This is a genomic window from Synechococcus sp. KORDI-49, from assembly GCF_000737575.1.
GTDB lineage: Bacteria > Cyanobacteriota > Cyanobacteriia > PCC-6307 > Cyanobiaceae > Parasynechococcus.
Window position 1 is genome coordinate 1,556,959 of sequence record NZ_CP006270.1, and the last position, 12,446, is coordinate 1,569,404.

Consider the following 12,446-nt stretch of genomic DNA (forward strand, 5'->3'; position numbering starts at 1 on the left):
CCACCTCCATCGGCAGCGATTGATCACTGCCCATCAGCCCGGGGCTTCGGCCCCGGGTTTCGTTCTTGATCCCTTGTCCAGATGAGCGACGGTCCCCGCAGCGTCCGCAGTCAGTGCCCGTACTGCGGTGTGGGCTGTGGCCTCGAACTCCTTCCACCGGCTGTGAAGGGCCAGGCGGTGAAGCGGGACGCCGAAGGCAACCCGATGTGGACCGCCCGTGGCGACCGGCAGCATCCCTCCAGCCTGGGACAGGTCTGCATCAAGGGGGCAACGGTCGGAGAGACCCTGGCCAGAGGTCGGCTGCGTCAGCCCCTGTTCCGCAGCAGCCTCGAGGACGACTTCGCCCCGATCAGCTGGGACGATGCTCTCGGTCGGATCACCGACCAGATCCGCAGCAGCGTGTCGAGGCGCGGCAACGCCGATGCCATCGCCATGTATGGCTCAGGGCAGTTCCACACCGAGGACTACTACCTCGCCCAGAAGCTGTTGAAGGGTGCGCTGGGCACCAACAATTTCGACGCGAACTCAAGGCTCTGCATGAGTTCGGCTGTGGCCGGCTACACCCGCAGCCTGGGATCGGACGGCCCTCCGTGCTGCTACGAGGATCTGGATCACTGCAGCGTGGCCTTCCTGATCGGCACCAACACGGCCGAATGCCACCCGGTGCTGTTCCAGCGACTGCTGAAACGCAGAAAACGCAATCCCGGCAGCGTGAAAATCGTGGTGGTGGACCCACGCCGCACCGACACCGCCAAAGCCGCCGACATTCACCTGCCGATCGCACCGGGCAGTGACCTGGCGCTGCTGCACGGGATCGCCCACCTCGTGCTGCGCGAGAACGGACAGGACGCCACGTTCATCGACGACCACACCGACAACTACGACGCCTTTTTCGACGTGGCTGCCCGCTGGACTCCGAGGCGGGTGGCCCGCTTCTGCCACATCCCCGAGAAACGTCTGCGGGAGGTGGCCGCTCTGTTTCACCGGCGCGAAACGGTGCTCAGCCTCTGGTCGATGGGGGTGAACCAGCGGCGGGAAGGCACCGCAGTGGTAGGCGGCCTGATCAACCTGCACCTGCTCACCGGCCAGATCGGCAAGCCGGGAGCTGGTCCGTTCTCGCTCACAGGCCAGCCGAATGCCATGGGTGGTCGCGAAGCCGGCGGACTGTCTCACCTACTGCCCGGATATCGGCTGGTGACCAACACTGACCACCGCTCCGACGTGGAGAAGGCCTGGAACCTGCCGGCTGGCCGTATTTCCGCCAAACCAGGGCTGGCAGCCTGGCAGCAGGTGGAGGCGATGGAACGGGGCGAACTGGATCTCTGGTGGGTCGCCGCCACAAATCCACTGGTGAGCATGCCGGACCTGGACCGTGTGAAGGCCGCCATGGGGAACTGCCCCCTGGTGGTGGTGAGTGAGGCCTATGCCGATTCAGAGACCTCCCATTACGCCCACCTGCTGCTGCCCGCTGCCCAGTGGAGCGAAAAGGCCGGTGCCATGACCAATTCCGAACGGCGGGTGACCTACTGCCCGGCCTTCCGACGACCCTTCGGTGAGAGCCGTCCGGACTGGGACGTGTTTGCCGAGGTGGGTCGCCGGCTGGGCTACGCCGAGCAGTTCGGCTTCGAATCAGCGGCTGAGGTGTATGCGGAATTCACAACGCTCACCGCAGGCCGACTCTGTGATGTGAGTGGCCTCAGCCATGCCCTGCTCAACAAGGAGGGACCTCAGCAGTGGCCCTTTCCCAGAGGCTGCAGGCCTGGCACTGAAGCGAAACGGCTGTACTGCGACCAGCATTTCGCCACCCCCAGCGGACGCGCTCGCTTCTGCACCGAGCAACCGCTCGGTCTGGCGGAACCGCCCTGCGACACCTACCCGCTGGTGCTCACAGTGGGGCGCTATCTGGGGCAGTGGCACACGATGACCCGCACCGGCAAGGTGGAACGGCTGCAGTCCATGCACCCGGAGCCGCTGCTGGAGATCCATCCGGAGGACGCGCAGGAGCTCAAGTTGCGTCACGGGGAGCTTGGAGCGATCAGCTCACGCCGCGGCCATCTCACCGCGACGGTTCACGTGACTGATCGCATCCGACGCGGCACCGTTTTCCTGCCGATGCACTGGGGCTTCACCCAGGAGAAGGCCTGTGAAGCCAACACCCTGATGCACGACCAGGCCTGTCCTGTGTCGAAGCAGCCGGAATTGAAGGCCTGCGCGGTGATCGTTGCCCCGGCCGTCTCCGTGGTGAAACCGATGGAGCAGGAGAAAGGACGGCTGGACGGGTTGCGCCGTCTGCTCACCCCAGCACTTCGCTGAGAGCAGCCTCGAGATTGTGGTGGTCATGCCCGGGCCGCACCAGCTTGCACAGGGCAAAGCGATCCAGCTCACTGATCGCTGCCCACTGCTGTGGCGTCAGGTCCACGCCCCTTGCCTCAGCAGCGCTGTGAATCTCATCCGGCAGCGCGGTTCCCTGCTGCCAGGGCTCATCGACAGCCGGCGGAAGATCTCTGACGACGCCATCGGCCATCTCCCGCGAAATGGTTCGCAGGTGCTGGCGCATCTGATCGAGAGCATCGGCGGCGTCTGACCAATCCACAAGGGCCTGGCGCTGACGCTGCGAAAGAGCGAGCCAATGGCTGAGCTTCAGCTTCACACCGACCAGATCCAGCTTGCGGCGCACGCAGAGAGGAATGCAGCGCCAAGTGCCGATGAAGTCCTGTTCGAAGGCAAAACAATGGCTGGCGGACATGCTGCTGCGGGCCATCAATCAAGCGCTGAACGGTGTCAATGATGACAACGAAGATGCAAGCGATCAGAGATGTTCAGGTTGTAACAACATTGCATCTGTGCGCTTCGCCATCTCCCTTGGAATGCTGCTCGGCATGTCACACGGTTGGGTGACCGCCGAAAGCAGAGCGCGGAATGAATCAGCCACCTTTGAAATTGTAAGAACCGTTAAATCCGCTACCAACTTCTCTCCATTCAGTAGCGGGGAACACCAATTGTTTCCATACTGAAACTCACATCCGTGAGGTTTCAGCCTTGACCAACAGTTTTGTCTCCACAGGCCGCAGCCCGATCACGGTGGCCGCCGGTTTCCTCGGAGCCTTCATCGTCGGTTCCCTGGCCGTTCAACTGGTCCGCAGCCAAACCAGCCTCATCCAGGGTGGTGCAGCAGCTGTTGAGCCTGTGATCGCCAGCCCCGCCACCCTCTGGTCCCCCCTCGGTGAACGGGATGCCGTGGCAGGCAGCGTGGCAGCGATCCCGGAAGCACCGACGGTCACCATCAAACCGGTGGTCGGCTCCGAAGCCACGCTCTGGTCCACTCTCGGCGAACGCTGATTGACACCCCCGGCATGCCGGCCTGCATAGGGTGCCGGCATGCCGATGCAACGCCGAGAGCTGCTGAACGCCTGTGGGGGCCTCAGTGTGGCTGTGCTTGCAGGTGTGCAGGTGGCAGAAGCAGCTGAATCGAGGTTCTGCTCACCGGAGGATCCACTGCAGGCGCTGATGGAGGGCAACCGGCGCTTCAGCCGGGCCTGGCGGGACGCTGCGGCCAACCCCTCAACAGACCTCAGCGTTCTGCTCCACGGCAACCGCTGCTTCAATCCCCCTGGTGATCTGATCGATGGTCAACAGCCTTGGGCAACGGTGTTGACCTGCGCCGATTCGAGGGTCTCCCCCAGCTGGATCTTCGACACCACGCCCGGGGAACTGTTCGTGATCCGCAATGCAGGCAACACCGCCTTCACGGAAGCGATCGCCTCAGTTGAATACAGCGTCAGTGTCCTCAACACCCCCCTCGTGATGGTGATGGGCCACAGCGGCTGCGGTGCGGTGACCTCTGCCATGGGCGGTGATGATCTGTCGCCATCACTGGAACGACTGCTGAACCCGATCCGGGAGCAGATTTCGGACAGCACGACCCTCGATGAGGCGATCAGACGCAATGCGAGGGGAACCGCGGCAAAGCTTCTGAAACAGAGTGATCTGCTGAGTCAGGCGGAAGCTGACGGCCGCATGAGACTGGTGGTCAGTTGTTTCGACCTCACCAGCGGTGCGGTGATCCTGATCTGATGGCCGACGATCTCAGCCACCTCAACGAACAGGGCGAGGTGCGCATGGTGGAGGTGGGCGACCGGGCCGCCACCCGCCGCGAAGCGCATGCCAGCGGTGCGATCCGGATGATGGCCTCCACACTGGAGATGGTCCGCCGCGGCGAGACCCCCAAGGGAGATCTGCTCGCCGTGGCCAGGGTGGCTGCCATTCAGGCCGCGAAACGCACCTGGGAACTCATCCCTCTGTGCCATCCCCTGCCCCTGAGCGGCATGGAGGTGACCATCGAAGCCGACGAAGCGCTGCCTGGGCTGACCCTCAGCTGCCGCTGCCGCACGATCGGTCAGACCGGCGTCGAGATGGAAGCGATGACCGCCGTCTCCGTGGGTCTGCTGACGTTGTACGACATGCTCAAGTCCGTGGATCCAGGCATGACGATCGAAGCCGTCCGGTTGCAGCACAAGGATGGGGGGCGCAACGGTGCCTGGAGCCGCTGAGCCGTACGGCCGCGAAGGTCTGGGTCTCGCTGAGGCCCGTCAACGCGTGCTGGATGCGATCCGACCGCTGAACCGCAGCGAATCGCTGAAGCTGGCCGAGGCTCGCGGTCGCATCAGCGCTGAGACACTGCTCGCTCGGGAGTCGGTACCGGGCTTTCGAGCCTCGATCATGGACGGCTACGCCCTGGGGCAATCCAGCCAGCCCCAACCCGGAGAACGCTGGATCTTGAAGGGTCTCTCCGCCGCTGGCCAACCGTTCGACGGCAGCCTCGAAACCGGGGAGGCGATCCGGATTCTCACCGGCGCTGCGTTGCCCGATGGCGCCGACTGGGTCCTGCCACAGGAACTGGTCACCGTGTGCGGATCCAGCATCGCCCTGAACCAGGACGCCTCGGACAGGCCCTGGATCCGTGGTGTCGATGAAGAATGCGCTCAAGGGGACATCCTGCTGACCCCAGGGCAGCGCCTGGGACCGGCGGATCTGGGGCGCCTCGCAGGCTGCGGAGTCGCTGAGCTGAAGGTGTGGCAGCAGCCACGGATCGGCCTGCTGATCAGTGGAGATGAACTGGTGTCACCTGGGCGTGTCCGACCGAACGGCGCCATCTGGGAAAGCAACGGCACGCTGCTGGAGACGATGCTTCAGTCGCTCGGCCAGACCGTTCACCACCGCCGCGTGGTGCCGGATCAACCCGATGCTCTGCGACAGGCCCTCGGCGACCTTGCGATCACCTGCGATGCCGTCGTCAGCACGGGAGGTGTCTCTGCCGGCGACAGCGATTGGATCCGCCAACTTGCCGCCGAACTCGGCGAGGTGCACTTCTGGAAACTGTTCCTGCGGCCAGGTCGCCCCTTCGCCTTCGGCTGCCTGGGAGACGGCGTTCCCTTGTTCGGACTGCCCGGAAACCCTGTGGCAGCCGCGATCACCGCTCTGCAACTGCTGTGGCCAGCGCTCCAGAAACTGGAGGGACAAAGCGAACCGGAACTGTTTCCTCGTCTGCAGGTTGAACTGGCCGATCCGCTGGCACGTCGACCGGGCCGACCTGAGCTGGCAAGAGCCCGACTCGAGACCCAAGACGATGGAACCCTTCTGGCAAGGGTGAATGGGTCTCAGGCGTCCTCCCGCATCGGGTCACTCCAACAGGCGGATCTGCTGCTGGAGATTCCTGCTGATGCAGATCACCTGGAATCCGGCACACGCCTCTGGGCTCAGCTGCTGCGACCCAGGCTGTTCTGAAAACGACGTCGTTCCCAGGTGATCAGCCGACCATCGGCATCCACCTGAATGCTGATCTGCTGGAACAACTCAGCACTGAGCAGGCCTCCGATCTCGAGCTGAAAAGCGCCTCCCGGAAGCTCCTCAGGGACGGAGAAGACCAGACCATCCGGCATGACGGCAGAGCAGGAGGAGCGCAGCAGTTGCTCTGGCGCAAACGTCGTTGAACCGAGCAAACGCACACGACCGTCGGTTCCCTGCTGAGGCCTGAGTTGTTCCGCAGTCCCCCGCCAACCCCTCAGCGGTTCCAGCAGCGCCGCCGCCGAATCAGGAACGGGTCGCACCTGTTCCATCTCCATGGACTGGCGGCACCGGAAAGCAACCGCACCAACCGTGTGCAGACACCAATGGCTATCCGTCCACTGCCAGAGCAGCACCAGCATCGAGCGGGAACGGCCGCTGAACAGATTGATCTCATGACCAAAGCGAGGCCGCTGCGGGTCCAGCGACAGGCTGGATTGCCCACCGGCCCCCTGAAACTGCCAGCACCCCCCGCCGGCGTTGTACGACGCCCGGCTAATGGCATAACTGGCGTGGCCACCCTTGGCGAACATCAAACCTGACCCGTCCCATCGTCCGTTGTCGTCGTCTGGGAATGAGATGCGGTAGCGCGTTGGGTCGATCACACGATTCGGCGAGGCGAGATCCAAGCGTCCCGCTGCATCGCGACCAAACCAGGCGCCCCGTCCCTGCCAATCGCCCGCGAAATTGAGCCGGTTCAGCGTCCATTGATCAGTCATGGCTCTGGCGACAGTCCCCTGGCTCTGGAATCTGAAGCCCACAGCGATGTGTTGCTGTTCAGCCAGACCCCCTGATCACCGCACCATTCCCGCTTCCAGAACGGAGCCCGGTGCTTGAGCTCCTCCAACAGATCCGCAGCGCAGTGCTGAGCTGGACCGCGATGATCCGCCTCCACCGCGACCAACACGATCGGCTCACCCGGCGACAAGCGGCCCACCCGATGCAGCACCAACACCCGGTCTGCTGCGTGGGTCTGCCGTAACCGCTCCGCCATCGCCTCAAGCAACCGCTCACACAGGCCGGGGTAATGCTCAAGTTCGAGAGCCTGCAGAACGCGACCATCCATGGCCGTCGCCCGGACCCGACCGATGAACACCGCACTGGCCGCAGCATGCCCACCCCAGACAGACAGCTCCTCCCAGGGATCGAAGGCGGCCATGCGGATCTCAACCTGAACGGTGGCCATGGTTCACCCCCCCGTGAACGGGGGCAGAAAGGCCAGTTCATCCCCGGCTTTGAGCCGCTGATCGGCATCCACCAGCTGCTGATTCACGGCAATGCTGATCCCCAGAAGCGGACCCAGGTGCAGACCCTCCCAAACCTGCCGCGCCGTCGGCGACTCCGAGGGCAACGGCAGCGTCCGCTCCTCCCAACCGGCCCGTTCCCGCAGTGAGGCGAACAGCAACACCCGCAGCACCCTGGCCTTCTCATCTGATGCGGTTCTAGCGTCCGGGCTCTGCACCGCTGTGCCTTGGGCCTTTCCATCGCCCTGCTCACCATCTCCGACACGCGTTCCCTCGCCGATGACGCCAGCGGTGATCACCTGCAGAACAGCCTGGAAGCCGCCGGCCATCGGCTCAAAGAGCGAGCTCTCTGCCCCGATGACCGCTATCGGATCCGAGCAGAACTGAGCCGCTGGATCGCCGATGCCGATGTCGACGTGGTGATCAGCAGCGGCGGTACCGGGCTGACCGGCCAAGATGGCACACCGGAGGCCGTCGCCCCCCTGCTGGACAAAACAATCGACGGCTTCGGCGAACTGTTCCGGGTGCTGTCCTTCCAGAGCATCGGCACGAGCACATTGCAAAGCCGATGTCTGGCCGGCGTCGCCAACGGCACGTTCGTCTTCGTGCTGCCGGGATCTCTGGATGCGGTCACAACAGCCTGGGACCGCTTGATCCGCGCTCAGCTGGATCCGCAAACCCGCCCCTGCAACCTGGCTCAGCTGCGAACCCGTCTGCGGGAATGAAGGCCCAGCGCCTCAGAACGGAATCGGCATGGTGACCGCTGCAGGCACTGGCATGCAGGCCTCCACCTGGTGATCAATCATCTCGCCGATCACAACGATCGACGGGGATTTGAACTGCTGGGAGCGGGTCTCGGCTGCGACCTGCGCCAGAGGTGCCCTCAGACACCGCTGGCCGGAGACAGTTCCCTGCTGGATCACAGCCACCGGGGTCTCCGCCGGCAGACCACCGAGCATCAGCTCCTCTGCGATGCGCGGCAGGTTGTGAAGACCCATGTAGATCACCAATCCATCACTGGCTGTTGCCAGTGCACGCCAGTTCACCGACGGACGACGCTTATCGATCTCCTCATGGCCGGTGACAAAGGTGACGGAGGAACCTGCCCGACGATGGGTCACGGGAATTCCGGCATAGGCCGGAGCAGCGATGCCGGCCGTGACCCCTGGAACCACCTGCACAGGAATGCCGCGGTCGGCGAGGTAAGCGGCCTCTTCCCCACCCCGACCGAACAGAAAGGGGTCGCCTCCCTTGAGCCGGACCACAACAGCGTGCCTCTGGGCCATTTCCAGCAGCACGGCGTTGGTGCTGGGCTGCGGAACCGAATGGTGGCCACGCCGTTTACCGACGAAACGGCGCTCGCAGCTCTCCGGCACGAGATCAAGCACCTCCTCCGGCACCAGCGAGTCATAGACCAGCGCATCACAACGGCTCAGAAGACGCTGAGCCTTGACGGTGAGCAGCTCCGGATCACCGGGGCCAGCTCCGACCAGATAAACGGTTCCTGGATGTTCAGCGGTCGTCACGGCAGAGCAGCTAACAGTTCGATCAGGGCCTGACGAGTCAGGGAATGCTCGAGGAGGGGGGGTAGCCCACCAGCCTCGCGCAGGGCTTCCGTCATCCGATTCGGAGCCAGTGTCAGAGGCAGAGGCTGAGCCTCGGGATCGGTCTTTCGATGATCCTCCAGGCGGTCAAACGGCAGCAACGGCAACCCGAGCCGGTCCGTCAACCCGGCCAGGAAACGATCGGCAACTCCAGAACGCAAAGGGTGGTGAACAAGAACAGGCCGCTTGGAGTCAAGTCCAGCCAGCGCAGCCGCGACTGCATCCCACCAGTGGTGCCAGGCACCGAGGAACGGAAGCATGGTGACCTCCTTCCCTTCAGCCCTCAGACGCTGACGGATGGCAGGAGCATCGATGCGGGCATGGGCACCGGGCCAGAGCAGAAGAGGAACCAGCCAGGTGCTCGCGGTCGGACAGGGTTCAGGAGCTTCAGCCGTCAGCACTTCCAACTGAACGGGAGAGGATCGTCGCTGCTGAAGCACCGCGACCAGCGTGGTCAGGCAGACAGGCACTTCACCGCCGCTGCGGCCATGCACCACCAGGCGCAGCACGCGCGAGGAACGGGTCGAAGACTTGTTCCGTAGCAACGGCCACGGATTGATGGCCATGCCGACTGATGTCATCAGGGTGTTCTGAACTCTGCCGGGTCCATGGCGCCTCGACGCAACGTCAATCGTGCTGCATTGGAGAGCCGTTCCTATCGGGAACGGCTGGAACGGGGTGACTCCAGGTACAGCCCCAGGAACCGAGACGCCTTCAGACGCAGCGAACTTGACAGAGATTTCGCCGCGATGAAGCGTGTCTGGCAAATGCTCCGAGCTGGCGCTGTGCGGATGGTTGGCGAAGTCGGACGCCAATACTGACTCACAGGAAGAAAGCCTTTTACGGCTCGACGGGAGTCACAGGATGTAGCGAAAACAACAAATCGAACAGGCAAGGCAGTTTCGATGCTCTCCGCAAAAACTGTTCGATTCGATACGGACCAAGTCTGGATTACAGGCGTTAATTCCACAGTCCCAGCACTCCCTTCTTTCTGAAGTGCTGCAGGTCTTCGGGCCATTTCAGCTGATCAGCGCTTTCTATCTGAGCGATCAGTTCGCCCTATCCTTATAAAGCTCATGACCATCAGCTCTCCTTCCAGGCCGTATCTGGATGGCAAGAAGCTCAACAAAATCGAGCAGAACAAGGCTGCCAAAGACGGTTTGCTTGTCGGCAGCGAGATTGAAAAATTTGCCGAGCTCGGTTGGGAGCAGGTTGATGAAACAGATTTGCAATTACGCCTGAAGTGGTTCGGCATGTTCTGGCGTCCGAAGACACCGGGCAAGTTCATGTTGCGCCTGCGGGTTCCGAATGGAGTTTTATCGGCGCATCAACTGCGGATCGTCGCCTCCATCGTTGAACGCTACGGAGAGCAGGGCAGTTGCGACATCACCACCCGACAGAATCTCCAGCTTCGAGGTGTGCTGCTGGGGGACCTTCCTGAAATTCTCAAACGACTCAAGGAAGCAGGCCTGAGCACCATTCAATCCGGCTTCGACAATCCCAGAAACGTCACCGGAAACCCCATCGCCGGCATCGACCCCAACGAAATCGTCGATACCAGGCCATACACGTCGGAGTTGCAGAATTTTCTCACCAACAACTGCGAGGGAAACCCCGAATTCTCCAACCTTCCGCGCAAGTGGAATACAGCTGTTGCCGGTGCCAAAGATAATTTTCTTCTTCACAACGACATTGTTTTTCACCCTGTGGAAAAGGATGGCGTCATGGGATTCGGAGTCTGGATCGGCGGAGTGCTGTCCTCTCAGATGAATGCCTATGCCATTCCACTGAATGCCTGGGTGAAGCCGGATCAGATCTGCGCCATGACGGATGCCGTGATCAAAATCTGGCGCGACAACGGTGAACGCGACAAACGTCCGAAAGGACGCTTCCGTCTCTATCTGGATCAGATCGGTCTGGAAGCGTTCCGCGTCATGGTCGAGGAACGCTTCGGACCCCTCACGCCCGACCCTGGTTCCGTTTTCGACACCACACCACGGTCCCATTACGGCATTCATCCTCAGAAACAGGACGGCCTGTCCTTCGCAGGCGTGCATGTTCCGGTCGGGCGCCTGAAAGCACGGGATCTGCAGGATCTGGCCACAGCAAGCCTTGATTACGGCAGTGGTGAAGTGCGTCTCACCGAAGACCAGAACGTGATCTTCGTGGGACTTTCCACCGACAGAATCGACGCCTTCAAGGCCGATCCTCTGCTGCAGCGGTTCCCGCTTCAGCCCGGCACGATCGCCGCCGGAACGGTGTCCTGCACCGGCAGCACCTACTGCGGATTCGCCCTCACGAACACCAAGGACCAGGCACTTGCAGCCGCTCAGGAACTTGACCAGGAACTGGATCTTCCCGAAGAGCTGAAGATCCACTGGACGGGATGCCCGAACACCTGCGGCCAGGCCTACATGGGTGCCATCGGTCTCACCGGCACCAAGGCCAAGAACAGCGACGGAGAGATGGGAGAGGGCTACACCCTGACGCTCGGTGGCTCTCAGGGTCCGAACCCTGCCATCGGAGAAATCCACCGAAAAGCAATTCCAGCCGATGAGGTCAAAGCCGTCCTGAAGGAGGTGCTGATCGAACAGTTCGGTGCCACGCCACGGAACTGATCGATGCCTCAACGCCGTGGCGCTTCCTTTTGAAGCCACGGCTCAACCTCTCGACCACTCTCCCCTCTTCCATGGCTAACCGCAGCGATTTTTTCTCTCGTTTCGTCAACTGGCTGAGCGCCAGCGGTCGGGACGGAGCCTCCATCAATCGTCAGGGCGGCAGCTCTGATCCGTTCTCCCGCCTGATGAATCACATCAGCGGCTGAATCCAAACCTTTCAATCACCTTCCACACTGATTCGATGGACTACGTCCTTCCCAATGAGCTCGTTGACGGCATGATCGCCGCCGGCGGCAAGAAATCAACGGTCAGCATCAAGAACCTGCTGATCCGTGGCTTCTACTCCGGAGCCATTCTTGGACTGGCTGTGATCCTTGCTCTCACAGTCGGCATCCTCACCAAGCTTCCTTTCGTCGGCTCTCTGTTGTTCCCCTTCGGGTTCGCCAGCATTGTTCTGTTCGGAATGGAACTGGTCACCGGCAACTTCGCCCTACTTCCCATGGCGACATGGGCAGGGAAAAGTTCCTGGCCCGCCACGTTCCGCAACTGGATCTGGGTGTGGATCGGCAACTGGATCGGCACCGCTGTTGTGGCACTGATCATGGCCATCAGCCTGACCAGCGGCACCATGGACGGCGCGGCAGACAACGTCGGACCACCGATCTGGGACGCCGTGGCTCAGAAAATCATTGCTCTCAACCAGATCAACGTCGAAAAGAAATACGAGGCTCTCGGCAGCATGGGCTTCTTCCTTGCCTTTCTCAGGGGGGTCGTGGCCAACTGGCTGGTCTGCCTCGGCGTCACCATGGCCCTGGTGAGCAAGAGCGTCCCCGGCAAAATCCTGGCCTGCTGGCTTCCGATCACAGCGTTCCAATCGATGGGCATGGAGCACATCGTTGTGAACCAGTTCCTTCATACCGCAGGTCCGATTCTTGGATCGGGAGTGCCATTCACCAAGGTGATCTTCTGGAATTTCCTTCCGGTCACCATCGGAAACATCGTTGGCGGCATGGTGTTCATCGGCATGCTCTTCTACAGCACGCACCGCACCACCATGGAGAACGTGCTTCCCACAGAGCACGATGACAAACTCGAACGCGAACTGGCTGCTGAGCTGGGAGCTCGCTGAATCAACT

At 62.2% G+C, this 12,446-nt stretch carries 16 protein-coding genes; 10 read left to right on the plus strand and 6 right to left on the minus strand.

The window, feature by feature from the left end; translation table 11 throughout:
- Window positions 1-81 precede the first annotated feature (81 nt).
- A complete protein-coding gene (locus KR49_RS07890; protein ID WP_043693804.1) occupies window positions 82-2,313 on the plus strand; it encodes a molybdopterin oxidoreductase family protein in 2,232 nt (743 codons plus the stop codon).
- Here KR49_RS07890 and KR49_RS07895 read toward each other — a convergent pair.
- A complete protein-coding gene (locus tag KR49_RS07895) occupies window positions 2,294-2,761 on the minus strand; it encodes a nitrate reductase associated protein (protein ID WP_043693807.1) in 468 nt (155 codons plus the stop codon). The genes KR49_RS07890 and KR49_RS07895 overlap by 20 nt on opposite strands.
- On the opposite strand from KR49_RS07895, the gene KR49_RS13925 reads away from it, so the two are divergent.
- The 5 genes from KR49_RS13925 to glp are packed head-to-tail and all read left to right on the plus strand — an operon-like array spanning window position 2,745 to window position 5,784.
- Window positions 2,745-3,014: a hypothetical protein gene (locus tag KR49_RS13925; RefSeq protein ID WP_156957164.1), complete on the plus strand. Its 270-nt coding sequence runs from the start codon at window positions 2,745-2,747 to the stop codon at window positions 3,012-3,014. The two genes, KR49_RS07895 and KR49_RS13925, sit on opposite strands and share 17 nt — an antisense overlap.
- Window positions 3,015-3,039: 25 nt before the next feature.
- Window positions 3,040-3,339, plus strand: coding sequence for a hypothetical protein (locus KR49_RS07900; protein WP_043693810.1), 300 nt, complete (start codon window positions 3,040-3,042; stop codon window positions 3,337-3,339).
- 39 nt (window positions 3,340-3,378) lie between these two features.
- Window positions 3,379-4,074 carry a carbonic anhydrase gene (locus KR49_RS07905; protein WP_043693813.1) on the plus strand — a complete coding sequence of 232 codons (696 nt, stop codon included), beginning with the start codon at window positions 3,379-3,381 and terminating at the stop codon, window positions 4,072-4,074.
- Complete coding sequence (moaC, locus tag KR49_RS07910) at window positions 4,074-4,550, plus strand: cyclic pyranopterin monophosphate synthase MoaC (protein WP_043693816.1); 477 nt, start codon at window positions 4,074-4,076, stop codon at window positions 4,548-4,550. The genes KR49_RS07905 and moaC overlap by 1 nt, the downstream gene beginning before the upstream one ends.
- Window positions 4,534-5,784 (plus strand): gephyrin-like molybdotransferase Glp, encoded by a 1,251-nt coding sequence (gene glp, locus KR49_RS07915; protein WP_043697119.1) that lies wholly within the window; start codon window positions 4,534-4,536, stop codon window positions 5,782-5,784. The genes moaC and glp overlap by 17 nt, the downstream gene beginning before the upstream one ends.
- Here glp and KR49_RS07920 read toward each other — a convergent pair.
- The 3 genes from KR49_RS07920 to KR49_RS13580 are packed head-to-tail and all read right to left on the minus strand — an operon-like array spanning window position 5,757 to window position 7,306.
- Complete coding sequence (locus KR49_RS07920) at window positions 5,757-6,563, minus strand: hypothetical protein (protein WP_043693818.1); 807 nt, start codon at window positions 6,561-6,563, stop codon at window positions 5,757-5,759. The two genes, glp and KR49_RS07920, sit on opposite strands and share 28 nt — an antisense overlap.
- The gene (locus tag KR49_RS07925; protein WP_052378212.1) at window positions 6,560-7,030 is read right to left on the minus strand and encodes a molybdenum cofactor biosynthesis protein MoaE; all 471 of its coding nucleotides are present in this window, start codon (window positions 7,028-7,030) and stop codon (window positions 6,560-6,562) included. Before KR49_RS07925 ends, KR49_RS07920 begins: the two co-directional genes overlap by 4 nt.
- A 3-nt stretch (window positions 7,031-7,033) precedes the next feature.
- Window positions 7,034-7,306, minus strand: a complete 273-nt coding sequence (locus KR49_RS13580; protein WP_253912732.1) for a MoaD/ThiS family protein — start codon at window positions 7,304-7,306, stop codon at window positions 7,034-7,036.
- Window positions 7,307-7,315: 9 nt separating this feature from the next.
- Between KR49_RS13580 and moaB the strand changes: the two genes are divergently transcribed.
- On the plus strand, window positions 7,316-7,813 hold the full coding sequence (gene moaB, locus KR49_RS07935) for a molybdenum cofactor biosynthesis protein B (protein WP_043693825.1): 498 nt from the start codon (window positions 7,316-7,318) through the stop codon (window positions 7,811-7,813).
- 12 nt (window positions 7,814-7,825) lie between these two features.
- On the opposite strand, the gene cobA is transcribed toward moaB, so the two are convergent.
- Window positions 7,826-8,614: a uroporphyrinogen-III C-methyltransferase gene (gene cobA / locus KR49_RS07940; RefSeq protein ID WP_043693828.1), complete on the minus strand. Its 789-nt coding sequence runs from the start codon at window positions 8,612-8,614 to the stop codon at window positions 7,826-7,828.
- A complete protein-coding gene (locus KR49_RS07945) occupies window positions 8,611-9,258 on the minus strand; it encodes a DNA mismatch repair protein MutS (protein ID WP_253912733.1) in 648 nt (215 codons plus the stop codon). The genes cobA and KR49_RS07945 overlap by 4 nt, the downstream gene beginning before the upstream one ends.
- A 510-nt stretch (window positions 9,259-9,768) precedes the next feature.
- Here KR49_RS07945 and KR49_RS07950 point away from each other — a divergent pair.
- The 3 genes from KR49_RS07950 to KR49_RS07960 all read left to right on the plus strand — a co-directional run bounded on the left by KR49_RS07950 (window position 9,769) and on the right by KR49_RS07960 (window position 12,439).
- Window positions 9,769-11,310, plus strand: a complete 1,542-nt coding sequence (locus KR49_RS07950) for a ferredoxin--nitrite reductase (protein ID WP_043693834.1) — start codon at window positions 9,769-9,771, stop codon at window positions 11,308-11,310.
- 71 nt (window positions 11,311-11,381) lie between these two features.
- Window positions 11,382-11,516 (plus strand): hypothetical protein, encoded by a 135-nt coding sequence (locus KR49_RS07955; RefSeq protein ID WP_043693838.1) that lies wholly within the window; start codon window positions 11,382-11,384, stop codon window positions 11,514-11,516.
- A gap of 35 nt (window positions 11,517-11,551) precedes the next feature.
- The gene (locus KR49_RS07960) at window positions 11,552-12,439 is read left to right on the plus strand and encodes a formate/nitrite transporter family protein (RefSeq protein WP_043693841.1); all 888 of its coding nucleotides are present in this window, start codon (window positions 11,552-11,554) and stop codon (window positions 12,437-12,439) included.
- Window positions 12,440-12,446 lie beyond the last annotated feature (7 nt).